Origin of the sequence: Streptomyces sp. NPDC004667 (genome assembly GCF_040609475.1) — a bacterium.
In the GTDB taxonomy this organism is placed as follows: domain Bacteria; phylum Actinomycetota; class Actinomycetes; order Streptomycetales; family Streptomycetaceae; genus Streptomyces.
In genome coordinates, this window is the sequence record NZ_JBEXKC010000001.1 from 225,320 (window position 1) to 248,133 (window position 22,814).

The following is a 22,814-nucleotide window of genomic DNA, read 5'->3' on the forward strand; positions in this document are numbered from 1 at the left end:
CTCACGCGTACGGGCTGTCCGCGCCCGCGGCGGCGGGCCTGGGCCCCCGCGCCGGGCAGCAGCCCACGGCACACAGATCATGACTCGGGCCCAGCAGGCCCAGCGCGCAGCGCTCCACGTCCTCGCCCCGCTCCGCCGCGGCCCGCTCCACCAGGAGCTCGCGCACGGCCGCCGCGAACCGCGGGTCCGCGCCGACCGTCGCCGACCGGGCGACGGGCAGGCCCAGTTCGGCGGCCTTCGCCGTGGCCTCGGTGTCGAGGTCGTAGAGGACCTCCATGTGGTCGGAGACGAAGCCGATCGGCACCATCACCGCCGCCGGGGCGCCCGCCCCGTGCAGGGCCTCCAGGTGGTCGCAGATGTCGGGCTCCAGCCACGGGATGTGCGGGGCGCCGCTGCGCGACTGGTAAACGAGTTCCCAGGGCCGTTCGGTTCCCGTCTCGGCCCGGACGGCGTCGGCGATCACCCCGGCCACGTCCAGGTGCTGCCTGACGTAGGCGCCGCCCTCGCCGTGCTCCTCCACGGGCCCCGAGCTGTCGGCGGCCGCGGTCGGGATGGAGTGGGTGGTGAAGACCAGGTGCGCGCCGTCGCGGACCTCGTCCGGCAGCCCCGCCAGCGAGGCGAGGACGCCGTCGATCATGGGCTGCACGAAGCCGGGGTGGTTGAAGTAGTGCCGCAGCTTGTCGACCCGGGGCAGCTCGGCCACGCCCTCCTCGGCGAGGGTGGCCAGGGCGTCCGCGAGGTTCTCGCGGTACTGGCGGCAGCCCGAGTACGAGGCGTAGGCGCTGGTGGCCAGGACGGCGATGCGGCGGCGCCCGTCGGCGGCCATCTCGCGCAGCACGTCGGTCAGGTACGGGGCCCAGTTCCGGTTGCCCCAGTACACGGGCAGGTCCAGCCCGTGCCCGGCGAAGTCCTTGCGCAGCGCGTCCAGCAGCTCGCGGTTCTGCCCGTTGATGGGGCTGACCCCGCCGAAGCCGAAGTAGTGCTGCCCGACCTCCTTGAGGCGCTCGCGCGGGATCCCGCGCCCGCGGGTGACGTTCTCCAGGAACGGCACGACGTCGTCGGGTCCCTCGGGGCCGCCGAAGGACAGCAGCAGGAGGGCGTCGTAGGGGGCGGCGAGGCCTTCGGCCACGGGCGCTTCGGGGGCACGGAGCTGGTCTGACATGCCTCGAATCCTGCCACCCGGGGTTCGCCGGGGAGAACCGCCCGGTCCGCATCGCGGACGCGTCGCAGGTAAGGTGACCCTAAGTTCAATTGGCCGGACGGGGCTGCCCCGTCCGGTCCCCGTGCGGGTCCCGTGTCGGCGGTCGTAACCTGTATGGGCCGACGACGTCCCTTACGGAGACACCTTGCCCAGTCCCTATCGCGCGATCTTCGCGGCCCCCGGCACCAAGGGGTTCAGCGCCGCCGGCCTCATAGGCCGACTGCCGATATCCATGGTGGGTGTCGGCATTCTGACGATGATCTCCGAGATCACCGGGCGCTACGCGATGGCGAGCGCCCTGACCGGCACCCTGGCCCTCGCCGCCGCGGTCATCGGCCCCCAGGTCTCCCGGCTGGTGGACCAGTACGGACAGCGCCGGGTCCTGCGCCCCGCCACCCTGATCTCCGTCGCCGCGGTCGCCGGGCTCCTGCTCGCCGCCGCGAACGGCCTCCCCGACTGGACCCTCTTCGTCTTCGCCGCGGTCGCGGGCTGCGTACCGAGCGTCGGCTCGATGGTCCGCGCCCGCTGGACCACGCTCTACCGGGACTCCCCCCGCGAGCTGCACACCGCCTACTCCTTCGAGTCCGTCGTCGACGAGGTCTGCTTCATCTTCGGCCCGATCCTCGCCATCGGACTCTCCACCACCTGGTTCCCCGAGGCCGGACCGCTGATCGCGGCCGTCTGCCTGCTCGTCGGCGTCTGGCTGCTCACCGCGCAGCGCTCCACCGAGCCCGCCCCGCACCCGCGCGAGGCGCAGGCGAAGCGCACCTCGGCCCTGCGCTCCCCCGGTCTCCAGGTGCTGACGGCCACCTTCGTGGCCACCGGAGCCATCTTCGGCTCCATCGACGTGTCCACCCTCGCCTTCGCCGAGGAGCAGGGCAACAAGTCTTCCGCCAGCTTCATCCTGGCCATCTGGGCGGCCGGATCCTGCCTGGCCGGCATCGTCTTCGGGCTGCTCCATCTCAAGGGCCGGACGGAACGCAGGTGGGTACTGGGCATCTGTGCGATGGCCGTGAGTATGATCCCCCTCCTACTGGCCGGGAACCTTCCGTTTCTGGCCGTGGCGCTCTTCGTCTCGGGCCTCGCCATCGCTCCCACGATGATCACCACGATGGCCCTGATCGAAGCGCACGTACCACGCGCGAAGCTCACCGAGGGCATGACCTGGATCAGCACCGGCCTGGCGGTCGGGGTCGCGGTCGGCTCCTCCGTGACCGGTCTCGTCATCGACGCGGCCGGCGCCCAGCGCGGGTACGTCGTCTCGATCGCGGCGGGGACGGCCGCGGCGGCGGTGGCGTTCGCGGGATACCGCCGGCTGACGAGGCCGGCGCAAGGGGAGGAGCCTTCCACCGATGGCGACGGGGACAGCAGCGCAGAAGCACCGGCGGACCACGTGGCATAACTGGGCGGGGAACATCACCGCCACGCCCGCGCGGGTGGTGAGCCCGACCTCGGTCGGGGAGCTCCAGGAGGCGGTGCGCAGGGCCGCCGAGGAGGGGCTGCGGGTGAAGGCGGTCGGCACCGGCCACTCCTTCACCGCGGCGGCGGCGACCGACGGCGTGCTCGTACGACCCCAGGCCCTGGCCGGGATCCTGTCCGTCGACCGGGCCGCCGGGACGGTCACGGTGGCGGCCGGCACGGTCCTCAAGGACCTCAACCGGGCCCTGGCCGCCCAGGGACTGTCGCTCACGAACATGGGCGACATCATGGAACAGACCGTGTCGGGCGCCACCAGCACCGGCACCCACGGCACCGGCCGCGACTCGGCCTCGATCGCCGCCCAGATCCGCGGCCTGGAGCTGGTCACCGCGGACGGCCGGGTCCTGGCCTGCTCGGAGAAGGAGAACCCGGAGGTCTTCGCCGCCGCCCGGCTCGGCATCGGCGCCCTGGGCATCGTCACCTCGATCACCTTCGCCGTCGAGCCGCTCTTCTTCCTGACCGCCCGTGAGGAGCCCATGGGCTTCGACCGGGTGACCGCCGAGTTCGACCAGCACGTCACGGAGAACGAGCACTTCGAGTTCTACTGGTTCCCGCACACCGGCAACTGCAACACCAAGCGCAACAACCGCAGCCAGGGCCCGGCCGCCCCGCCCGGCCCCGTCAGCGCCTGGGTGGAGGACGAACTGCTCTCCAACGGCGTCTTCCAGGCCGTCAACTCGCTGGGCCGCGCCGTCCCGGCGACCGTCCCCGCGATCGCCCGGGTGGCCAGCCGCGCCCTGTCGGCGCGCACCTACACGGACATCCCGTACAAGGTGTTCACCAGCCCGCGCCGGGTGCGCTTCGTGGAGATGGAGTACGCCCTTCCGCGCGAGCGGCTGGTCGAGGCGCTGCGGGAACTCAAGGCGATGGTCGACCGTTCCCCGCTGCGGATCAGCTTCCCCGTGGAGGTGCGCACGGCCCCGGCCGACGACATCACCCTGTCCACGGCCTCGGGGCGGGAGACCGCGTACATCGCGGTGCACATGTACAAGGGCACTCCGTACCAGGCCTACTTCACTGCCGCGGAGCGCATCTTCACCGCGCACGGCGGGCGGCCGCACTGGGGCAAGGTGCACACCCGGGACGCGGAGTACCTCGCCGGGGTCTACCCGCGCTTCGGGGAGTTCACCGCGCTGCGCGACCGGCTCGACCCGGACCGGGTGTTCGGCAACGACTACCTGCGGCGCGTGCTCGGCGGGTGAACCCCGGGGGTACCCCGCTCGGGATGTGCCTCGCTCGGGGGTGCCACCGCTCAGGGGGTGCCCCTGCCCTGCCGGTCCGCTCCGTCGGCGCCCTGTCCGGTTCCGGAACCCGTTCCGCCGCCGGTGCCGGAGCCCGTTCCGGTGCCACCGGTGCCGGGCGTCGGACCGGGCGGGGTGGCGGACTTCGAGGGCGTGGCCGCCGGGGAGGCGGACGGGTCCGGGGCCGACGGCGTCGGGCTCGGGGTCCCGCCGGTGCCCTGTCCGCCCGAACCGCGGGAGGCCGAGGGGTCCGGGGAGGGCCCGGTACCCGGGGTCTTCCCGTCCTTCCCCCCGCGCTCGCCCGCGCCGCCGCCGTCCCGCCCGTCCTCCGGGGGTGCGGGACGGTGGTCGGGGGCCTTGCGGGAGCCGCCCGACAGCAGGGTTCCGCCGTCGCTGCTGATCGAGGTGCCGGCGAGGGCCTCGTAGGTCCCGAGGCCGCCGATGGCGAGGGCGAACGCCGCCCCGGAGGCCACCGCCGTCCGCTTCCAGCCCCGTACGCGGGTGCCGTGCACGGTCGCCTCGCCGAACTCCTCCGTGAACGCGCCGGGGCCGGGCGCCCCCTCGGGTGCGGCCGGCCGCACCCGGTCGGCCCCGGCGCGGGCGCTCACCCGAAGTTGGTCGCCGGTGCGCCGGAAGACGTGCTGGATGACCGGGCCGCCCGCGGTGGCGACCACGCTCACCACGCCGGCTCCCAGGATGGTCCCGTAGACGCCCAGTTTCGAGGCGAGCAGGGCCGCCGCGACCGTCGCCAGGGAGGAGCCGGCGATCTGGGTGACGCTCAGATCGAGCTTCCGGCCTCCGGACCCCTCCGGTTCGCTTTCCCCTGCCGCCTTCTGACCCATCGCCATCCGGGTGTGTCCTGCCTCTCGCGCTTCTCCTCTTCCAGCAGTTACTGACACCCGGGCGAAAGGGATAGTTCCGCTTCTGGGGATTCTGTGAAGCAAGACACCCCAAAACGGACCCGCTTGCAGGTGGGCCCCCTCGCGGACCCGATTTCGGGCAGCCCAACTCCCGCCACCCCGGACAACTTCGGCGGCGCGGCGGTCCACCCAGGTGGCCCGAATGGAGTACTGTGGCGAGCCCTGGGGCCGTCCTTCCTTACGGATGTCCGGACTCGGGAGAGGGGGCCGACTGATGGAGAAACGGCACTCAAGACCGGTGATGCCGCGGTATCGCACGGGCTCCTGCTGCGCACAGTAACCACTCGGTCACTGTGCGTGCCCAACAGGTAACCGTGCCATAACGTCGATCAAGGGCGCATGCCCGACACGCCGGTTTAACTCGGCAAGGTTGTGGCAGGCTGCACCCGGGCAGGCCACACTCGACTAGCGGAAGCAGCGACGCACGTGACGTCGGCAGGCACCACCCGGGAGGTCCCCATGCCCGAACTGCGTGTCGTGGCCGTCTCCAATGACGGCACACGACTGGTGCTCAAGGCTGCGGACAGCACGGAGTACACGCTTCCGATCGACGAGCGGCTGCGGGCTGCCGTGCGCAATGACCGCGCGCGCCTGAACCAGATCGAGATCGAGGTGGAGAGCCACCTCCGCCCCCGCGACATCCAGGCCCGCATACGGGCCGGTGCCTCCGCGGAGGAGGTCGCGCAGCTCGCCGGCATCCCGGTCGACCGGGTCCGCCGCTTCGAGGGTCCCGTCCTGGCCGAGCGCGCCTTCATGGCGGAGCGGGCCCGCAAGACCCCCGTGCGCCGCCCCGGCGAGAACACCGGACCGCAGCTCGGCGAGGCCGTGCAGGAGCGGCTCACCCTGCGGGGGGCCGACAAGGACTCCGTCCAGTGGGACTCCTGGCGCCGCGACGACGGCACCTGGGAGGTGCTGCTGGTCTACCGGGTGGCCACCGAACCGCACTCCGCGAGCTGGACGTACGACCCGCCGCGCCGGCTGGTCGTGGCCGTGGACGACGAGGCGCGCTCCCTGATCGGCGAGGCGGACGACCTGCCCTCGACCCCGGAGCCGACCTTCCCCTTCGTGCCGAGGATCGCCCGGCTGCCGCGGGACCGGCCGCTGGACCGCACCCTGGACCGGCCCCTGGACCGCGCCCTCGACCGGCCCTTGGACCGCACCCTCGACCGGCAGCTCGAACGGGTCGAGGGGCGCGCCGCCCCCGTGCCCGTCCCGGAGCCCGAGGAGGAGCGGGACACGCTGACCAGCCTGCTGGAAGCGGTCCCGAGCTTCCGGGGTGACCTGGTGGTCCCGGACCGCACCGACCGGGCCGAGGTCCCCGCCGAGGAGGCCGAGAGCGAGGAGCCCCCGGCCGCCGCGTCGGCCGGGGCCGGCACGGCGTACGCCGACGTGCTCATGCCCCGTACGGTGGCGGGCCACCGCGACCGGCTGACCGGGACGACGGACCGGCAGGCCGAGGCCGACGGGGTCCGCCCCGGGCGCCGGGCGGCGGTGCCCAGCTGGGACGAGATCGTCTTCGGCACCCGGCGCAAGAAGCAGGAGTAGCCGCCGGGTCGGCGCCCCCTCCGGGGCACCGACCGGGCCTGCCCGTCAGGGGTTCGGGCCCGTGGCCACCGGCCGCGCCGGGTCGGAGGACCAGTGCGACCAGCTGCCCGCGTAGAGGCCCGACTCGATTCCCGCCACCTGCAGGGCCAGCACCTCGTGCGCTCCGGACACCCCGGAGCCGCAGTACACGCCCACCTCCGCGCCCCCGGTGGCGCCCAGCGCGGCGAACCGCGCGCGCAGCGCCTCGGCCGGCAGGAACAGGCCGTCCGGGCCGACGTTCTCCGTGGTCGGGGCCGACACGGCGCCCGGGATGTGGCCGCCGACCGGATCGATGGGCTCCACCTCGCCGCGGTACCGCTCCCCGGCGCGGGCGTCGAGCAGCAGTCCCGTGCGGGCGAGCGAGGCCGCCGCGTCGGCGTCCAGCAGCCCCAGAGCCCCCGGGTTTGGCTTGAAATCGCCCTCCACGGGAGTGGGCGTGTCGGCGGTCACCTCACCGGCCTCGGCCGTCCAGGCGGCCAGGCCCCCGTCCAGGACGCGCACGTCGGGGTGACCCGTCCAGCCCAGCAGCCACCAGGCACGTGCGGCGGCCCAGCCCTGCCCGCCGTCGTACACGACGACCGGCACGTCCGAGCGGACCCCGGCCCGGCGCATCACGGCGCCGAAGGCCTCCGGGTCCGGCAGCGGGTGACGGCCGCCCGACCCGGGCGGACCTGCCAGTTCGTGGTCGAGGTCGACGTACACCGCGCCGGGCAGGTGCCCGGCCTCGTACGCGGGGCGCTGGTCGGGGCCGCCCAGCTGCCAGCGGATGTCCAGGAGCACCGGCGGCCGGGAACCGGCCATCTCACTCATCAGTTCGGAGGCCGAGAGAATCGCAGTCATGGGGTCATCCTCCTCCCCCGCCCGGCCCCGCGTAACAAGCCGGACATCGACGGGCAGCAGGGATTCGGTCACTCTGCTCCGGGCCGTCGCCACCCGGCCCGGTCGGGGCGCGCCGGGTCTCGCGGAGTGGAAGCATCAGCGGGGAACAGGGACACGACGGCAGGAGACGGCTGACATGACGGCGGCAGCGGGGGTTTCGCAGCGCCCGCCCGGCACACCGTGCTGGGTGAGCCTGATGGTGCACGGACTCGGGAACACCGAGGACTTCTACGCGGACCTCTTCGGCTGGGAGTACGAGCCGGGCCCGAACCAGCTGGGCCCGTACGTACGGGCCCTCCTCGACGGACAGGAGGTGGCGGGCGTCGGGGAGATGCCGCCGGACCGGCATCTTCCGGTGGCGTGGACCACGTACTTCGCCACCGATGACGCGGACGCCACCGCCGAGGCGATCCGCTCCTGCGGCGGAACGGTCGCGGTCGGGCCGTTGGACGCCGGGGCGGCGGGCCGGATGGCGATCTGTTCCGACCCGCTGGGCGCGATCTTCGGCATCTGGCAGGCCGGGGCCCATCCGGGCACGCGTCGGCCGGGGGTGCCCGGCGCCCCGGTGTGGAACGAGCTGGTCACCCAGGACTCCTCGACGGTCGGCAAGTTCTACCAGCACGTCTTCGGCCACGAGGCGGAGGAACACCCCTCCTCGTCCGCCGACTTCGACCACCTGACCCTGCTCCTGGGCGGCCGTCCGGTCGCCGCGGTGCACGGGGTCGGCCGGTCGCTGCCGCACGACCGGGGGCCGCACTGGATGACGTACTTCGAGGTGGCCGACACCGACGCGACCGCCGCCCGGGTGACCGAGCTGGGCGGACGGATCGTCGCGCCGCCCCGCGACGGCGTCCGCGGCCGGGTGGCCACGGTCGCGGACCCGGAGGGCGCGGTCTTCGCCCTCGTCCACACGGATGCCCCGGCGGCCCGGTAGGCCCCGGGGTCAGGGCGCCGGGGCGTCGAGCGCGCGGAGGTCGGGGCGTTTGGCGGTGCGGCCGTCGCCGGAGGACGCGCCGCGCAGGCGGCGGCCGAGCCAGGGGCCGAGGAAACCGGCCATCCAGCCGACTTCGGCCGCCGCGCTCCGCACGACACCGCGGGCCGGGCGGGGCGGCAACGGCTGCCTCCAGGCGTCGCCGTAACCGGGCACGGCGAGGGCCTCGGCGAGGGCGGCGGCGATCCGGGCGTGGCCGAGGGGGCTGGCGTGGAGCCGGTCCGTGCTCCACATCCGGGGGTCGCCGGCGGCGTCGGCCCGACCGGTTTCGGCCACGGCGACCCCGTGCCGGGCGGCGGCGGCGCGGATGTGGGTGTTGATCGCGACCACGCGCGGAGCCAGCGGCCGGGCCATCGGCGCGATCCGCGCCACGTCGGGGAAGGTCACCGTGGCCACGCGGGCTCCGGCGGCCGTGAACGCGGCGAACATCTCCTCCAGGTGCCCGGCCGTCGCCGCCGCGTCGAACCGGGGCCTGAGCAGGTCGTTCACCCCGGCGACGACGGTCACCACGTCGGGGCGCAGGGCGAGGGCGGGCCCCAGCTGTTCGGCGTGGACCTGGGCGGCGAGCCGGCCGCGCACGCCCAGGTTGGCGTAGAGCAGGCCGGGGTGGGCGGTCGCGAGGTGACCGGCGAGCCGGTCGGCGAAGCCCCGCAGCCCGGTCGTGTCGTCCCCGTCCCCGAGCCCTTCGGTCTGGCTGTCGCCGAGGGCGACGTAGCGTACGGGTTCACCGTTCGGCACGGGCTCGCTGCCTCTCCTTGAGTACGGCCGCGATCCTCAGGCACCAGTCCCGGTGGCCCTGTTCGAAGGCCAGGCCGCGCAGGCAGGTCAGGTACGCGCCGATGCGCTCGCCCCGGAGCAGGTACTCCGCTTCGTCCGCAGTGCCGCGCATGGTGCGCAGCATCGCGCCGAGCAGCTCGATCTTGGCCGTCGCCGCGGCGGCCCGCTCTTCGAGCTGTTCGATCACCGGTCCGGTGCCGATGCGGTCGGCGCTCTGCACCTTGACCAGCAGGTCGTCGCGGATGAAGGAGGGCTTCGGCGGCGCGTCGGCGAACCGCTCCAGCTCGGCGCGGCCCGCGTCGGTGACCCGGAACAGCCGCTTGTTGGGCCGGCTCTCCTGGACCACCTGCCGGCCCTCCACCAGTCCGTCCTGCTCCAGCTTGGCCAGTTCGGCGTAGAGCTGCTGGGGCAGGGCGTGCCAGAAGTTCGCGACGCCCACGTCGAAGGCCTTCGCCAGCTGGTACCCGCTGTACTCGCCGTCGAGCAGCGCCGCCAGCACCGCGTGTTTCAGGGCCATCCCGCCGCCCCCTTCCCTTTGATCGTCCGTCCCGGCATCATACTCAAAAAACTGACTAGTCACATTCTTGAGTAGCTGCCGCATTCCCGAGTGTTCCGAGCACCTGGAGGGGTCATGGAGACCGCCGAACGCTTCCGCACCGCCGTGGAGAAGCGCGATCTCAGCGCGCTGGACGATCTGTTCACCGAGGACGTCCGGCTGTACAGCCCGGTGAAGTTCACCCCCTTCGAGGGCAGGCCGATGGTGCTGGGCCTGTTCGGCGTGCTGCTGCGCGTCTTCGGGGACCTCCGCTACCTGGGCCGGCTGGACGGCGCGGCCGAGACCAGCGCCGACGGCGAGGAGGCGCCGTCGGTGGTCCTGCCCTTCCGCGCCGTGGTGGACGGGAAGCAGATCCACGGCATCGACCTGCTGCAGTTCGACGGGGCGGGCCGGATCAAGGAGTTCACGGTGATGGTCCGTCCCCAGTCGGCCGTCCACGCCCTGGGGCGGGCGGTGCTCGCGGGACTGGTGGCCGACGGCCTGGCTCCCGACCCGGCTGCCACCGAAGGCGCCTGACGGACCGCCACGCCCGGAAGGCACTTCCCTGACGGCCCGGCATCCACTTGCTAATGTGGCAAGTAGATGCCGGGCCGGCATGTTCCAGGGAGGTCCGGAGACGAACGGAAGGACTCCGCCATGGGGGAACAGGCCGACGCCATCGCGTCGTTGCGGGGCATCGCGCGGATCGAGGGCCGCACGCGCGGGAAGAGCGGCTGGTACGCCACCTACCTGTGGGCCTTCGCCGGGTGGCAACTCCTCCTCGTTCCCGTGGTGTTGCTGTGGCACGGGCGGACGGGCACCCTCGTGGGCACGGTGGGCAACGCCGCGGTCGTCGTGGGTCTGTCCCTGTTCGCCACGCGGCAGCCCGTGGTCCCGCGCGGCCACGGCGGCCGCCACCTCAGGGTGGTCGGCGCCTGGGCGGTCGCCTACGTCACGAGCCTGCTGCTCGGTTACACCGTCTTCCGTGACGTCACCGCCTTCGCGGTCGTGGCCGCCCTGACGTGCGCGCTGCCCGCGGCCGCCGCGGCCCGGCGGGAGGCTCGCTCCGTATGACGCACGGGACCCCGGCGGACGCGGAGCGGGCTCCGCACCCGCGCCACGCGCTCGCCCCGCTGCTGGCCTCGGCCGTACGGCTGTCGGTCGTCGCCGCTCTCGCCCCGGTGCAGAAGGCCGAGTTCGGCTGGGTACGGGACCTGGTGGAGATCACCGACTCCGCGCTGTCGAAGCAGGTCTCGCGACTGGAGGAGGCGGGCTGGGTGACGGTGGAGAAGGGGCGGGTCGGCCGGCGCCCGCGCACCTGGCTGGCCCTGACCGAGGAGGGGCTGGCCCGCTACCGGCGCCACCTCGCCGCCCTCACGGCCATCGCGGGCACGGACCCCGGCCACGGCGCCACCCGGACCTGACCGCATCCACGCCGGGCGGCCGCCGGGCAGGACTGACCCGAGCGCCCTCAGGGGGTCGCTGCTGCCGTCCGACCGGCCGGCAGGGCCGGCCGCTCGGCGGTCGCCGAACCGGGCACGGCGGTGTAGGCGACGAGCAGCTGGTCCGGGTCGCCGGGAAGCGCCAGCGTCTCGTAGCCGAACTCCAGCTCCCCGCCGACGGCGTGCACCATCCGCCTCACTCCGCAGGTCTTCTCCTTGACCTGGTGGTCGGCCCACAGCCGCCGGAAGTCCCCGCTCCTCACGGAGAGTTCGCCCACCAGCGCCGACAGCGCCGGGTCGTGCGGGTGCCGGCCGCGTCCAGCCGCAGATGGGCCACCATCTCGGCGGCGACCGCGGCCCTCGCCGGGCGGATCAGGTCCCGAAGATGCGCCTGCTCGGTGTCGTCCAGCCGCAGCACCCGGCCGACCGCCTCCAGGACCGCGTCCGACACGTTCTGCCCGCGGCCCTGCTCCAGCCGCACGTAGTAGTCCACGCTCACCCCGGCGAGCTGCGCGACCTCCTCACGGCGCAGACCCGGCACCCGGCGCCGGCCGTGCGAGGTCAGGCCCACCTCTTCGGGCCGGATGCGGGCGCGCCGCGATTGCAGGAAGCCGCTGAGGTCGTTGTCCATGCCCGCGAGCCCAGGCCGTGCCGTGAGGCCCAGCCCGGTACCGGCGGACACCTTCCTGCCGCCGCGCACCGGGAGGGCGCGCTCAGGCGGGGTTGACCGGGAGGACGTCCGGGGAGAGGGCGCCCGCGCGGGCCGAGGCGGACGTCATGCGCTTGCGGTGGTGACGGCGGCACAGGACCTCGTAGCCGATCTCCTCCGCCGGGCGGTTCACGTCGCCGACCACCACCTGGGCACCCTCGACGACCATCTCCCCGCCCACCGTACGGGCGTTGTGGGTGGCACGCGCCCCGCACCAGCACAGGGCCTCGACCTGGAGCTGCTCCAGGCGGTCCGCCAGTTCGATCAGGCGCTGGGAGCCCGGGAACAGCTTCGTGCGGAAGTCCGTCGTGATGCCGAAGGCGAACACGTCCAGGCCGAGGTCGTCCACGATCCGGGCGAGCTGGTCGATCTGGTCGGGCGCCAGGAACTGCGCCTCGTCCACGATCACGTAGTCCGCCCTGCCGCCCTTGGACAGCTGGGCGACCAGATACGCGTACAGGTCCATGCCCTCCGGCGCCTCGACCGCCTCCGTCACCAGGCCCAGCCGGGAGGACAGCTTGCCCTCCCCCGCCCGGTCGTCCCGGGTGAAGATCACGCCCACCAGACCCCGCGCGTCGCGGTTGTGGGCGATCTGGAGCGCCAGAGTGCTCTTTCCGCAGTCCATCGTTCCGGAGAAGAACACCAGCTCGGGCATGGGAAGTACAGGACCTTTCGGGTCTGGGAGGGGGAGCGGAGGGGAGGGGAGGGACGGCTCAGGTGCGGACTTCGAGCAGCGGGACCAGCTGTTCGGCCGCGGTCATGGAGCCGTGCATGCCGGCGAGGGCCGACTCGTTGGGTTCCTTGCGGGACGCGGTGATCGCCACGTCGGCCTGGGCCGCGGCGATCACGTCGCCGATCCGTCCGAGCACCCGCTCGTCGCACTCCCCCGGCGCCCCGAACCAGCCCCGGTCCAGGGCCTCTTCGCGGCTCGCGACCCAGAAGCGGTCGCCGAGCACCTCGCGCCACACGGTCAGGACGTCGGCCTCGGCGCCCGGTACCGCGTAGACGTGCCGGGCCCGGCCCTCACCGCCGAGCAGGGCCACGCCCGCGCCCAGCTCCCAGTCCTCGTCGAAGTCGATCCGGGAGTCCTCGTCGAAGGGGACGTCGACCATGCCGTGGTCGGCGGTCACGTACAGGGCGGTGCGCGGCGGCAGCTGCTCCGCGAGCCGCTGCACGAGCCGGTCGACGTACATGAGCTGGCCGCGCCAGGCGTCCGAGTCCACGCCGTGGCGGTGGCCGGCCCCGTCGAGCTCGCTGTAGTACGTGTACACGAGCGAGCGTTCCCCGGCGGCGAGCTGGATCGCCGCGAGGTCCATCCGCTCCTCGCCGGTCATCCGGCCGTGGAAGGTGCCGCCGCTGAGGGCGATCTGGGTGAGCGGGGTGCTCTTGAAGTTCGGCGCGGACACCTGGGCGGTGTGCACCCCGGCCGCGTCGGCGAGCTGGAACACCGTCGGGTACGGCTGCCAGGGCTTGGGCTGCGTCCACGGCTGCCAGCGGAGCTGGTTCATCAGCTCGCCGGAGGCCGGGTTGCGCACGGCGTAGCCGGGCAGGCCGTGCCGGGCGGGGGGCAGGCCGGTGCCGACGGAGGCCAGCGAGGTGGCGGTGGTCGCCGGGAAGCCTGCGGTGATCGGACGGCCGGTGCCGCCGCGCGAGCTCGCGAGGAGGGAGGTGAGGTACGGGGCCTCGTCCGGGTGGGCCTTGATCTGCTCCCAGCCCATGCCGTCGACCAGGAACACGCAGTTCCGGTCGGCCGGGGCCAGCTCGGTGATCCCCGCGGCGAGGCCCGGCACGCCCTGGCCGGCCGCCAGGGTCGGCAGCAGGTCGGCGAGCGAGCCGGTCCCGTAGTGCGGGACCGGGGCGCCGGCGAGGTCGAGGATTTCCGGGTCGTCCTGCCAGTTCGGCGGCGCGGAGTACGACATCAGCGGGCGGGGGTGGCGGTCGCCGCCGTGGCTTCCGAGAGCGCCTGCGCGAAGACGAGCGTCTGGCGGACCGTCTCCGGTCCGTCGCCCGCCTCGCTGACCCGCAGGCTGAGGTCGTCGGCCGTGGAGTTGCCGGTGTAGCCGTGGTCGGAGTCGCAGTTCGGGTCGCCGCAGGCGGCGGGCTCCAGGTCGATGCGCGAGACCGCGCCCCAGCCGATGGTCAGCACGACCTCGCGCGGCAGCTGGCCCGGGGTGTAGGACTCCGGGTTCGCCACGACGCGGCTGAGGACCACGGAGGAGATGCTGGACAGCTTGACCGACTCGGTGGAGGTCGTCGCGTACGGGGACGGGGACCCGGCGTCGGCGGCCTGCTCGTCGGTGTGGCTGACGATGAAGCGGTTGCCGGTCAGGACCAGCACGGTGACGTGCCGGCGCACCTCGTTGGAGTCGAAGGTGGTCTCCTGGTGGACCAGGTACGACGAGATCGGCTCGCCGCCGACGGCGGCCTCCACCGCCTCGGCCACGAGGGCCGGGTAGTAGCCGCTGCGCTCGATCGCCGCGCGGAGCAGCCCCTGGGTCGTCGTACCGGATTTCGCCATGAGGTCCATCCTAAGGCCCGTACGGCGTCCCCCTACCTGCCCGGCGCTCAGTAGCTGGGCAGCGTGCGCGGGCCGAGGTCGGTCCGGGCGGGCGGGTGGGCCACGCGGACGGTGGCGCTGAGCACGGAGAGGCCTTCCGTGGCGACGACGACCGGCTCCAGGGCGACCGCGGTCACCTCGGGGTGGTCGTCGACGAGCCGGGACAGGCGCAGCAGCAGTTCCTCCAGGGCGGGGGTGTCCACGGGGTCGCTTCCGCGCCAGCCGAAGAGGAGGGGCGCGGTGCGGATGGAGCGGATCAGGGCGGCCACGTCGCGGTCGGTGGCGGGGACGAGGCCGTGCGCGGTGTCGCCGAGGAGCTCGGAGGCGACCCCGGCGAGCCCGAAGGACAGGACGGTGCCCGCCGCGGGGTCGACGACGGCGCGGACGACGGTGTCCACCCCGCGCGGGGCCATGGCCTGGACCACGGGGAGCAGCTCGCCGGGCTTGCCGAGGGCCTCGGTGAGCTCCTCGTAGGAGCGGTGCAGCTCGGCCTCGGTGGTCAGGTCGAGACGTACGCCGCCCAGGTCCGCGCGGTGGCGCAGGTGCGGGGCGGTGGTCTTGAGGGCGACCGGGTAGCCGAGGATCCGGGCCGCGCGGACGGCGGCGTCGGGGCTCGGGGCGGGCAGGACGGGTCTGACGGGGATCCCGTAGCGGCCGAGCAGGTCGCGGGCGTCGGCCTCGTCCAGGGTCAGGACGGTTCCCTCGGGGACGCCGTCCAGCAGGGTGGCGAGGCGGGCGGCGGCGCCGCTCTCGTCGATGTCCTCGTACTCGGGGACCTGTCCGGCCTCGGCGTTGGCCCGGCGCCACTCGGCGTACCGGACGGCCTCGGCGACGGCCTTCACGGCCCGCTCCGCCGCGGGGTAGGCCGGGATCCGGCGGGGGGCTTCCGCGGGGGCGGCGGAGGGCGCGGGCGCCTGCCCGCGCGCCGGGGCGGGGGCGGCCGGGGCGGGGGCGGTCGTCGGGTCCGGCTCGACGGGGCCCGGCGGCGCGGGCGGGGCGGGGGGCGCGGCCCGGACGGCGGACAGGGCCGCGACCAGCTCGACCAGTTCCACGTGCACCACCGCCACGGGCTTGCCGGGCACCTCGGCCGCGGCCTGCCGCAGCGCCTCCGCGAGATCGTCGGCGAGCTCGCGCTCGCTCACCCACGGGATGGCGTTGACGACGACGCTGTCGCAGTCGTCCGAGGCCAGGGCGGCGGACAGGGCGGCGCGGAAGTCGGCCGGGGAGGCGGCGGTGGTCAGGTCGAGCGGGGGCAGCGGGCGCAGCCCCTCGGTCAGGCAGGCGTCGTAGGTGAGCACGCCGAGGGACTCGGAGTTGCCGAGGATGGCCACGCGGGGGCCCGCCGGAAGGGGCTGTCCGGCCAGCAGCAGGCCGACGTCCACGAGCTCGGTGACGGTGTCGACGCGGATGACACCGGCCTGCCGGAGCAGGTCGGAGACGGTGGTGTCGGGGAGCCGGGTGCCGGGGACGAGGTGTCCGGCGGGGGTGTGCCTGCCGCCGCGGGCGACGACCACAGGCTTGACGGCGGCCGTGCGGCGGGCGAGGCGGGTGAACTTGCGCGGGTTCCCGAGGGTCTCCAGGTACATGAGGGCCACGTCGGTGGCCTCGTCGTCGTACCAGTACTGGAGGATGTCGTTGCCGGAGACGTCCGCCCGGTTCCCGGCGGAGACGAAGGACGAAAGGCCCTCGCCGCGCCGCAGCAGTCCGGACAGCAGGGCGATCCCGATGGCTCCGGACTGGGTGAACAGGCCGATCCGTCCGCGGGCGGTGGCGGGGGCCGGGGCCAGGGAGGCGTTGAGTTCCACGGCGGGGGCGGTGTTGATCACCCCGAAGGCGTTGGGTCCGATCAGGCGCATCCCGTAGGAGCGGACCTGGCGCACGAGTTCCCGCTGGCGGGCCAGTCCGCCCGGGCCGCTCTCGCCGTATCCGGCCGACAGCACCACCAGTCCCTGTACGCCGTGCTCCCCGCAGGCGGCCACCGCGTCCGGGACCCGCTCCGCGGGGACGGCGATCACGGCGAGGTCGACGGGGGCGTTGATGTCGGAGACGGTGCGGTAGGCCCGTACGCCGTCCAGCAGGTCCCCCTCCATGCCGGGGGCGCGGGCCTCGTTGACGGCGTAGAGGTGTCCGTGGAAGCCGCCGTCGCGCAGGTTGCGCAGGACGGCGGAGCCCACGCCGGATCCGGAGCGGCTGACGCCGAGCACCGCGACGGAGCCGGGGGCCAGCAGGCGCTGGACGGACCGGGCCTCGGCGCGCTGCTCGCGGGCCCGCTGGACGGCGAGGGACTCGGCGGTGGGTTCGAGGTCGAGGGTGAGGTGGACGGAGCCGTCCTCGAAGCTGCGCTTCTGCTGGTAGCCGACGTCCGTGAAGACCTTGATCATCTTGGTGTTGGCGGGCAGCACCTCGGCGGCGAACCGGCGGATGCCGCGTTCGCGGGCCACCGCGCCGATGTGCTCCAGCAGGACGGAGGCCACCCCGCGGCCCTGGTGGGCGTCCTGTACGAGGAAGGCCACCTCGGCCTCGTCGGCGGGCGCCGAGGCGGGACGGCCGTCGGGGCCGATGCGGTCGTAGCGGACGGTGCCGATGAACTCCCCGCCGATGGTCGCGGCGAGGCCCACGCGGTCGACGTAGTCGTGGTGCGTGAAGCGGTGCACGTCGCGGTCGGAGAGGCGGGGGTGGGGGGCGAAGAACCGGTAGTACTTCGACTCGTCCGAGATCTGGTCGTAGAAGCTGACCAGCCGGCCCGCGTCCTCGGTGGTGATGGGGCGGATCCGGGCGGTGCCGCCGTCGCGCAGCACGACGTCCGCTTCCCAGTGGGCCGGGTACGAGGGGTCCGACGCGGTGGTCATGGAGCCACCCTAAGGGGCGGTGCGCCCCGGTGGAGGGCGTGCCCGGCAGGTGGGACCGCGTGCGCGCGGCGGATCCGGCACACCGGGGCGAACCAGTGCAAGCTGGGGAGGGTCGAACGGCGGTGGATCCGGGTCGGAAGTCGGTCCGAGCAGTCCGGGTGTCGTGAGAGACTGGTCTAGACAACCGTAAGAACCTGAAGGGCATCACCATGGCAGAGCGCCGCGTCAACGTCGGCTGGGCCGAGGGCCTGCACGCTCGTCCCGCCTCGATCTTCGTCCGCGCGACGACCGCTTCCGGCGTCCCGGTGACCATCGCGAAGGCGGGCGGCGACCCCGTCAACGCCGCTTCCATGCTGGCCGTCCTGGGCCTGGGCGCCCAGGGCGGCGAGGAGATCGTGCTCGCTTCCGAGGCCGACGGCGCGGACGTCGCGCTGGACCGCCTCGCGAAGCTGGTCGCCGAGGGCCTCGAGGAGCTCCCGGAGACCGTCTGACCCTTCGGGTCCGGTGCCGGTGAAGCCGCGGTCCCCCCACCCCGGGGACCGCGGCTTCGCTGTTTTCCCGTCCCGGCCGGCCGCACGCACCCGATCGCCCGCACCCGATCTCCCGAATTCCGGCCGCATGAATTCGGCCGCGGCAATTCGGCAGGGCGCGGCGTCGACAGGGCCCGGCGGAGTAATTTCCGGACAGCTCGACGGCCCGGCAGAATTGCACACGACAGGAAAAGCGGGCACGCCGCATTTCACCGGCGCGGGCTTCCCTTTTGTATACGGGGCGCTTGTTAATGCCGGCCGCTCGCCGTGTGTACGGCAGGTTGCGAAGTCCTCACCCGCGGCCGGTGCGCCCCGGCCGCCCGTTCCGCGTGCAGCGCGGTGAGGGCCGCGGCCCGCTCCGCGTCCCCGCGCGCCACCGCGTCGACGATCGCGCCGTGCTCCGCCCAGGAGTCCACGGGCCGCGCCGGGGGCTCCACCACGTACATCCAGGCGATCTTGCGCCGGGTCTGGGTCAGCAGGGCGATCAGCCCGGGGCTGCCGGAGGCCTGGGCCAGGGTTTCGTGGAACCAGCCCCCCAGGGCCCGCAGGTCCTCCCCCGGCGCCTTGCGGGCCCGCTCCCGGCCCAGCCTGACCAGCCCGCGCAGGACCTTCAGGTGGGCCTCGGTGCGCCGGCGGGCCGCCCGTGAGGCCGCCAGCGGCTCCAGCAGCACCCGCAGCTCCAGGAGGTCGGCGGCCTCCTGGACGGTCGGCTCGGCCACGCAGGCGCCGGCGTGGCGCCGGGTGGTGACGAAGCCCTCGGACTCCAGGGTGCGCAGCGCCTCGCGGACGGGGACCCGGGAGACGCCGTAGCGGCGGGCGAGCACCTCCTCGGTCAGCCGGCCCCCCGGCCCGAAGAAACCGGAGACGATGTCGTCGCGGATCGCTGTGCATACCGCGTGCGCAGGAATACGCAAGGCCGGACCTCCGCTGGATTCACCGCCGGCATCGTCGCCGGAATCTTGACCGTGCTGCGACTCTATTGCAGCACACGATAATTTCCGATGACGGCCCGATATCCGAAACATTTCACTGCGGCGGGGGACGCGAAGAAGGCCCCGGCTCGGAGAGCCGGGGCCTTCTTCGTACTGCGGAGGTGCGCGGTGCGTGCGGGTCAGACGCCGACGCCGTGCTGGCGCAGGTACGCCAGCGGGTTGATGTCCGTGCCGTACGTGGCGCCGGTGCGGGCCTCGAAGTGCAGGTGCGGGCCGCTGGAGTTGCCGGTGGAGCCCGACAGGCCGATCTGCTGGCCGGCGGTGACGCTCTCGCCGACGGAGACGTTCAGCGAGAGCAGGTGCCCGTACTGGGTGTACGTACCGTCGTTGTGCTTGATGACGATGTTGTTGCCGTACGCGCCGCCCCAGCCCGCCTCGACGATGGTGCCCGCGCCGACGGCGTGGACCGAGGTGCCCTCGTCCGCGTGGAAGTCGATGCCGGTGTGGCTGCCGGAGGACCACATGCCGCCACCCGCGCCGTACTGGGTGCTGACGTAGGAGCCGTCGACGGGAGCCACGAAGGTGTTGAGGCGCTTGCGGGCCTCCTCGCGGGCGGCGCGCTCGGCGGCCTCGCGCTCGGACTTCTCCTTGGCCTCGGCGGTCCGCTTGGCCTCGGCGGCGCGCTGCTTGGCGTCGGCCTCGGCCTGCGCCTGGGCCGCGACGGCCTCGGCGGCGACCTGCTGGGACTCGGCCTGGACCTCGATGTCGTCCTGGAGGCCGTCGGCGACGACGACCGCGTTCTGGCCGGTGTCCTCGGCGGAGGGCGCGCTGTTGTCCGCGGCGAAGGCCGGGGCCGCGACGGCGGCGACCACACCCGTGGTGGCGAGGGCGGCTATGCCGGCGTAGCCGGCGGTCTTGCGGCTCAGACGGCTGGAACCACGGTGCTTGCCGGGAGCGGCGGTACGACTGCCAAACGCCATGAAGGGGCTGGTCCTTTCCTTCCCTCTCGCCTACCGGGTTAGCTGACGGGTTCGGAGCAGGAAGGTCTCCTACGGGCCCCTCTTGCGAGGTGGTCCGATTCACCCCAGGGACACATGTGGGTCCCCGGCTCCCCAGGCTCGCGCCTGACGGGGACTCGGCGATCGCTGCCCGGTGCCGCGAGTGCGGCGCGCACAACTGACGGACAGCAAGGGCGACGCTAGGCGGATCATCAGTCGATCGCCAAACAGACGAGCGCTTTTGTTGCGTACGCCACACCGCATAACCGCAACCACGACTGCAAAGCAGACAAAAGGGGTCCCAGCGGTGACACCGCCGGGACCCCTCGTCGTACTCCGGTGCCAGAGGGCCGCCGGCCCCGAACACCGACGCCACGAACGTCAGTTGGTGACGACGGTGACCTCACCGATGCCGAGCGCCCGCACGGGCTCCTCGATCTGCGCGGCGTCACCCACCAGGACCGTGACGAGCCGGTCCACCGGGAACGCGCTCACGACCGCCGAAGTGGCCTCCGCCGTACCGGTTTCGGCCAGCCGGGCGTACAGCCGCGCCTGGTAGTCGTCCGGCAGCTCCTGCTCCACCTGGTCGGCGAGGGTGCCCGCGACCGACGCCGCCGTCTCGAACTTCAGCGGGGCCACGCCCACCAGGTTCTGCACGGCCACGTCGCGTTCGGCGTCGGTCAGGCCCTCGGCGGCGAGCGTGCGCAGCACCTTCCAGAGGTCCTCCAGCGCCGGACCGGTGTTGGGGGTGTCCACCGACCCGCTGATGGCGAGCATCGAGGCGCCCTTGCCGTCCGCGGTGGAGCGCAGCACCTGCCCGAAGGCCCGCACCCCGTAGGTGTAGCCCTTCTCCTCGCGCAGCACCTTGTCCAGGCGGGAGGTGAGGGTGCCGCCGAGGCAGTACGTGCCGAGCACCTGGGGCGCCCAGACGATGTCGTGCCGGTCGGGACCGGTCCGGCCGATCAGCAGCTGCGTCTGGACCGCTCCGGGCCGGTCCACGATGACCACGCGGCCGGTGTCGTCGGCCGTCACGGGCGGAACCGGCAGCGGCTCGGCGGAGTTCCCCGTCCAGGTGCCCAGGGTGTCGGCGAGCACGGCGTCCAGGTCGATGCCGGTCAGGTCGCCGACGACCACCGCGGTGGCGGTGGCGGGGCGCACGTGGGCCTCGTAGAAGGCGCGTACGGCCGCGGAGTCGATCCGCGCGACGGTCTCCTCGGTGCCCTGGCGGGGGCGGGACATGCGCAGGGTGGCCGGAAAGAGCTCCTTGGAGAGCTGCTTGGCGGCACGGCGCTGCGGGTTGGCCAGCTCGTGCGGGATCTCGTCGAGCCGGTTGCGCACCAGGCGGTCGACCTCGCTGTCGGCGAAGGCCGGGGCGCGCAGCGCCTCGGCGAGCAGGCCGAGGGCCTTGTGCAGGCGGGAGGCGGGCACCTCCAGCGAGACCCGCAGGCCGGGGTGGTCGGCGTGCGCGTCGAGCGTGGCGCCGCAGCGCTCCAGCTCGGCGGCGAACTCCTCCGCGGAGTGCTTGTCGGTGCCCTCCGACAGGGCGCGGGCCATGATGGTGGCCACCCCGTCGAGGCCCTCGGGCTCGGCGTCCAGCGGGGCGGCGAGGTTGACCTCGACCGCGACGACCTGCTGGCCCGGGCGGTGGCAGCGCAGCAGGGTCAGGCCGTTGCCGAGGGTGCCGCGCACGGGGGCCGGGAAGGCCCAGGGCTTGGCCTCGCCGGCCTGCGGGCGCGGGTGGAAGGTCATCGTGACGGCTGCGGTGTCGCTCACTGCTCCGCCCCCTCGTTCTCGTTCTCGTCGGACTCGTCGGAACCGGGCAGCGGCTCGTAGACCAGCACCGCGCGGTTGTCGGGGCGCAGCCGGGCGGCGGCCACGGCCTGCACCTCCTCGGCGGTGATGTCCAGGACCCGCTGGACGGCGGTCAGCGCCAGCTGGGGGTCGCCGAACAGCACCGCGAAGCGGCACAGTTCGTCGGCCCGGCCGGCCACCGTGCTCAGCCGGTCCAGCCACTCCCGCTCCAGCTGCGCCTGGGCGCGCTCCATCTCCTCGGCCGTGGGGCCCTCCTCGGCGAACCGGGCGAGCTCCTCGTCGACGGCCGCCTCGATGGCGGGCACCTCGACGCCGCTGGAGGTCTTGACGTCCAGCCAGCCCAGCGAGGGCGCGCCGGCCAGGCGCAGCAGGCCGAAACCGGCCGCGACGGCGCTCTGGTCGCGGCGGACCAGGCGGTTGTGCAGGCGGGAGGACTCGCCGCCGCCCAGTACGGTCAGCGCCACGTCGGCGGCGTCGCACTCGCGGGTGCCGTCGTGCGGCAGCCGGTAGGCGGCCATCAGCGCGCGGGCCGGGACCTCCTCGACGATCTCCTCACGGAGCTGCGCGCCCATGACCTCGGGGAGCGATCCGTCGCGCGGCGGCTGCTTGCCGTCGTGCGCCGGGATGGTGCCGAAGTACTTCTCGACCCACGCGAGCGTGGTCTCGGGGTCGATGTCGCCCACGACCGACAGGACGGCGTTGTTGGGCGCGTAGTACGTACGGAAGAAGTTGCGCGCGTCCTCCAGGGACGCGGCGTCCAGGTCGGCCATCGAGCCGATCGGGGTGTGGTGGTACGGGTGGCCCTCGGGGTAGGCGAGGGCGGTCAGCTTCTCGAAGGCGGTGCCGTACGGCACGTTGTCGTAGCGCTGGCGGCGTTCGTTCTTGACGACGTCGCGCTGGTTCTCCATGGACTCCTCGTCCAGGGCGGCCAGCAGCGAACCCATGCGGTCCGCCTCCAGCCACAGGGCGAGCTCCAGCTGGTGGGCCGGCATCGTCTCGAAGTAGTTGGTGCGCTCGAAGCTGGTGGTGCCGTTCAGGGAGCCGCCGGCGCCCTGGACCAGCTCGAAGTGCCCGTTGCCCGGCACGCTCGCCGAGCCCTGGAACATCAGGTGCTCGAAGAGGTGAGCCAGACCGGTCCGGCCCTTGACTTCGTGGCGCGAGCCGACGTCGTACCAGAGGCAGACGGCGGCGACCGGGGTGAGGTGGTCCTCGGACAGCACCACGCGCAGGCCGTTGGCCAGCCGGTGCTCGGTCGCTGTCAGGCCGCCGGAGCCGGCCTGAGCTGTGGCCGTGTGACCCATGGGCATGTGGTCCCTTCGATCGCGATGCAGAGATTTCTGTCAGACCTGCCACTGTATGCAAGCGCGTCGGCCACCGG

At 73.6% G+C, this 22,814-nt stretch carries 21 protein-coding genes, 1 pseudogene and 1 riboswitch; of the genes and pseudogenes, 8 read left to right on the forward strand and 14 right to left on the reverse strand.

Annotated elements, in window-relative coordinates; all coding sequences use genetic code 11:
* Window position 1: 1 nt before the first annotated feature.
* The gene (locus ABZW32_RS00900) at window positions 2-1,162 is read right to left on the reverse strand and encodes a ferrochelatase (protein WP_356209420.1); all 1,161 of its coding nucleotides are present in this window, start codon (window positions 1,160-1,162) and stop codon (window positions 2-4) included.
* Window positions 1,163-1,346: 184 nt separating this feature from the next.
* Between ABZW32_RS00900 and ABZW32_RS00905 the strand changes: the two genes are divergently transcribed.
* Both ABZW32_RS00905 and ABZW32_RS00910 read left to right on the forward strand, forming a co-directional pair.
* Window positions 1,347-2,603: an MFS transporter gene (locus tag ABZW32_RS00905; protein WP_356209422.1), complete on the forward strand. Its 1,257-nt coding sequence runs from the start codon at window positions 1,347-1,349 to the stop codon at window positions 2,601-2,603.
* Entirely contained in the window at window positions 2,554-3,882 is a 1,329-nt protein-coding gene (locus ABZW32_RS00910; RefSeq protein WP_356209424.1) for a D-arabinono-1,4-lactone oxidase, read from the forward strand. The genes ABZW32_RS00905 and ABZW32_RS00910 overlap by 50 nt, the downstream gene beginning before the upstream one ends.
* Window positions 3,883-3,932: 50 nt before the next feature.
* On the opposite strand, the gene ABZW32_RS00915 is transcribed toward ABZW32_RS00910, so the two are convergent.
* Window positions 3,933-4,769 (reverse strand): hypothetical protein, encoded by an 837-nt coding sequence (locus tag ABZW32_RS00915; protein WP_356209426.1) that lies wholly within the window; start codon window positions 4,767-4,769, stop codon window positions 3,933-3,935.
* 531 nt (window positions 4,770-5,300) lie between these two features.
* Here ABZW32_RS00915 and sepH point away from each other — a divergent pair.
* On the forward strand, window positions 5,301-6,386 hold the full coding sequence (gene sepH / locus ABZW32_RS00920; RefSeq protein WP_356209429.1) for a septation protein SepH: 1,086 nt from the start codon (window positions 5,301-5,303) through the stop codon (window positions 6,384-6,386).
* 45 nt (window positions 6,387-6,431) lie between these two features.
* Here the strand turns inward: sepH and ABZW32_RS00925 are convergent, their stop codons facing one another.
* Window positions 6,432-7,265: a sulfurtransferase gene (locus tag ABZW32_RS00925; RefSeq protein ID WP_356209431.1), complete on the reverse strand. Its 834-nt coding sequence runs from the start codon at window positions 7,263-7,265 to the stop codon at window positions 6,432-6,434.
* 175 nt (window positions 7,266-7,440) lie between these two features.
* Between ABZW32_RS00925 and ABZW32_RS00930 the strand changes: the two genes are divergently transcribed.
* Window positions 7,441-8,238, forward strand: a complete 798-nt coding sequence (locus ABZW32_RS00930; RefSeq protein WP_356209433.1) for a VOC family protein — start codon at window positions 7,441-7,443, stop codon at window positions 8,236-8,238.
* A gap of 9 nt (window positions 8,239-8,247) precedes the next feature.
* Here the strand turns inward: ABZW32_RS00930 and ABZW32_RS00935 are convergent, their stop codons facing one another.
* The gene (locus ABZW32_RS00935) at window positions 8,248-9,033 is read right to left on the reverse strand and encodes an SGNH/GDSL hydrolase family protein (protein WP_356209435.1); all 786 of its coding nucleotides are present in this window, start codon (window positions 9,031-9,033) and stop codon (window positions 8,248-8,250) included.
* A complete protein-coding gene (locus tag ABZW32_RS00940) occupies window positions 9,020-9,589 on the reverse strand; it encodes a PadR family transcriptional regulator (protein ID WP_356209437.1) in 570 nt (189 codons plus the stop codon). The genes ABZW32_RS00935 and ABZW32_RS00940 overlap by 14 nt, the downstream gene beginning before the upstream one ends.
* Window positions 9,590-9,703: 114 nt before the next feature.
* On the opposite strand from ABZW32_RS00940, the gene ABZW32_RS00945 reads away from it, so the two are divergent.
* The 3 genes from ABZW32_RS00945 (at window position 9,704) to ABZW32_RS00955 (ending at window position 11,031) form a co-directional block, all read left to right on the forward strand.
* Window positions 9,704-10,144 carry a nuclear transport factor 2 family protein gene (locus ABZW32_RS00945; protein WP_356209439.1) on the forward strand — a complete coding sequence of 147 codons (441 nt, stop codon included), beginning with the start codon at window positions 9,704-9,706 and terminating at the stop codon, window positions 10,142-10,144.
* A gap of 120 nt (window positions 10,145-10,264) precedes the next feature.
* Window positions 10,265-10,681: a hypothetical protein gene (locus tag ABZW32_RS00950; RefSeq protein WP_356209442.1), complete on the forward strand. Its 417-nt coding sequence runs from the start codon at window positions 10,265-10,267 to the stop codon at window positions 10,679-10,681.
* Complete coding sequence (locus ABZW32_RS00955) at window positions 10,678-11,031, forward strand: transcriptional regulator (RefSeq protein WP_356209444.1); 354 nt, start codon at window positions 10,678-10,680, stop codon at window positions 11,029-11,031. The genes ABZW32_RS00950 and ABZW32_RS00955 overlap by 4 nt, the downstream gene beginning before the upstream one ends.
* A gap of 47 nt (window positions 11,032-11,078) precedes the next feature.
* Here the strand turns inward: ABZW32_RS00955 and ABZW32_RS00960 are convergent.
* The 5 genes and pseudogenes from ABZW32_RS00960 to ABZW32_RS00980 all read right to left on the reverse strand — a co-directional run bounded on the left by ABZW32_RS00960 (window position 11,079) and on the right by ABZW32_RS00980 (window position 17,164).
* Window positions 11,079-11,680: pseudogene (locus ABZW32_RS00960) on the reverse strand (helix-turn-helix transcriptional regulator).
* An 82-nt stretch (window positions 11,681-11,762) separates the two neighbouring features.
* The gene (locus ABZW32_RS00965) at window positions 11,763-12,413 is read right to left on the reverse strand and encodes a thymidine kinase (protein WP_356209446.1); all 651 of its coding nucleotides are present in this window, start codon (window positions 12,411-12,413) and stop codon (window positions 11,763-11,765) included.
* A 58-nt stretch (window positions 12,414-12,471) separates the two neighbouring features.
* Entirely contained in the window at window positions 12,472-13,677 is a 1,206-nt protein-coding gene (locus tag ABZW32_RS00970; RefSeq protein WP_356209448.1) for a nucleotide pyrophosphatase/phosphodiesterase family protein, read from the reverse strand.
* Complete coding sequence (locus tag ABZW32_RS00975; RefSeq protein WP_030235262.1) at window positions 13,677-14,276, reverse strand: DUF5998 family protein; 600 nt, start codon at window positions 14,274-14,276, stop codon at window positions 13,677-13,679. Before ABZW32_RS00975 ends, ABZW32_RS00970 begins: the two co-directional genes overlap by 1 nt.
* 47 nt (window positions 14,277-14,323) lie before the next feature.
* Window positions 14,324-17,164 (reverse strand): GNAT family N-acetyltransferase, encoded by a 2,841-nt coding sequence (locus ABZW32_RS00980; protein ID WP_356209451.1) that lies wholly within the window; start codon window positions 17,162-17,164, stop codon window positions 14,324-14,326.
* A gap of 209 nt (window positions 17,165-17,373) precedes the next feature.
* Between ABZW32_RS00980 and ABZW32_RS00985 the strand changes: the two genes are divergently transcribed.
* Window positions 17,374-17,655 carry an HPr family phosphocarrier protein gene (locus ABZW32_RS00985; RefSeq protein WP_356209454.1) on the forward strand — a complete coding sequence of 94 codons (282 nt, stop codon included), beginning with the start codon at window positions 17,374-17,376 and terminating at the stop codon, window positions 17,653-17,655.
* Window positions 17,656-17,942: 287 nt separating this feature from the next.
* Here the strand turns inward: ABZW32_RS00985 and ABZW32_RS00990 are convergent, their stop codons facing one another.
* The 4 genes from ABZW32_RS00990 to ABZW32_RS01005 form a co-directional block, all read right to left on the reverse strand.
* Window positions 17,943-18,608, reverse strand: a complete 666-nt coding sequence (locus ABZW32_RS00990; protein ID WP_356209457.1) for a GntR family transcriptional regulator — start codon at window positions 18,606-18,608, stop codon at window positions 17,943-17,945.
* A gap of 197 nt (window positions 18,609-18,805) precedes the next feature.
* Entirely contained in the window at window positions 18,806-19,606 is an 801-nt protein-coding gene (locus tag ABZW32_RS00995; protein WP_356209460.1) for a M23 family metallopeptidase, read from the reverse strand.
* Between the two features lie 12 nt (window positions 19,607-19,618).
* A riboswitch (cyclic di-AMP (ydaO/yuaA leader) is annotated at window positions 19,619-19,777 on the reverse strand.
* 228 nt (window positions 19,778-20,005) lie between these two features.
* Entirely contained in the window at window positions 20,006-21,397 is a 1,392-nt protein-coding gene (locus ABZW32_RS01000) for a pitrilysin family protein (protein ID WP_356209463.1), read from the reverse strand.
* Window positions 21,394-22,737: a pitrilysin family protein gene (locus ABZW32_RS01005; RefSeq protein WP_356209465.1), complete on the reverse strand. Its 1,344-nt coding sequence runs from the start codon at window positions 22,735-22,737 to the stop codon at window positions 21,394-21,396. Before ABZW32_RS01005 ends, ABZW32_RS01000 begins: the two co-directional genes overlap by 4 nt.
* Window positions 22,738-22,814: the final 77 nt, after the last annotated feature.

Coding starts and splice junctions, on each gene's coding strand:
- ABZW32_RS00900 (WP_356209420.1), bottom strand. CDS start 1,162: ATGTCAGACCAGCTCCGTGCCCCCGAAGCGCCCGTGGCCGAAGGCCTC.
- ABZW32_RS00910 (WP_356209424.1), top strand. CDS start 2,554: ATGGCGACGGGGACAGCAGCGCAGAAGCACCGGCGGACCACGTGGCAT.
- ABZW32_RS00915 (WP_356209426.1), bottom strand. CDS start 4,769: ATGGCGATGGGTCAGAAGGCGGCAGGGGAAAGCGAACCGGAGGGGTCC.
- sepH (WP_356209429.1), top strand. CDS start 5,301: ATGCCCGAACTGCGTGTCGTGGCCGTCTCCAATGACGGCACACGACTG.
- ABZW32_RS00925 (WP_356209431.1), bottom strand. CDS start 7,265: ATGACTGCGATTCTCTCGGCCTCCGAACTGATGAGTGAGATGGCCGGT.
- ABZW32_RS00930 (WP_356209433.1), top strand. CDS start 7,441: ATGACGGCGGCAGCGGGGGTTTCGCAGCGCCCGCCCGGCACACCGTGC.
- ABZW32_RS00940 (WP_356209437.1), bottom strand. CDS start 9,589: ATGGCCCTGAAACACGCGGTGCTGGCGGCGCTGCTCGACGGCGAGTAC.
- ABZW32_RS00945 (WP_356209439.1), top strand. CDS start 9,704: ATGGAGACCGCCGAACGCTTCCGCACCGCCGTGGAGAAGCGCGATCTC.
- ABZW32_RS00950 (WP_356209442.1), top strand. CDS start 10,265: ATGGGGGAACAGGCCGACGCCATCGCGTCGTTGCGGGGCATCGCGCGG.
- ABZW32_RS00955 (WP_356209444.1), top strand. CDS start 10,678: ATGACGCACGGGACCCCGGCGGACGCGGAGCGGGCTCCGCACCCGCGC.
- ABZW32_RS00965 (WP_356209446.1), bottom strand. CDS start 12,413: ATGCCCGAGCTGGTGTTCTTCTCCGGAACGATGGACTGCGGAAAGAGC.
- ABZW32_RS00970 (WP_356209448.1), bottom strand. CDS start 13,677: ATGTCGTACTCCGCGCCGCCGAACTGGCAGGACGACCCGGAAATCCTC.
- ABZW32_RS00975 (WP_030235262.1), bottom strand. CDS start 14,276: ATGGCGAAATCCGGTACGACGACCCAGGGGCTGCTCCGCGCGGCGATC.
- ABZW32_RS00980 (WP_356209451.1), bottom strand. CDS start 17,164: ATGACCACCGCGTCGGACCCCTCGTACCCGGCCCACTGGGAAGCGGAC.
- ABZW32_RS00985 (WP_356209454.1), top strand. CDS start 17,374: ATGGCAGAGCGCCGCGTCAACGTCGGCTGGGCCGAGGGCCTGCACGCT.
- ABZW32_RS00995 (WP_356209460.1), bottom strand. CDS start 19,606: ATGGCGTTTGGCAGTCGTACCGCCGCTCCCGGCAAGCACCGTGGTTCC.
- ABZW32_RS01005 (WP_356209465.1), bottom strand. CDS start 22,737: ATGGGTCACACGGCCACAGCTCAGGCCGGCTCCGGCGGCCTGACAGCG.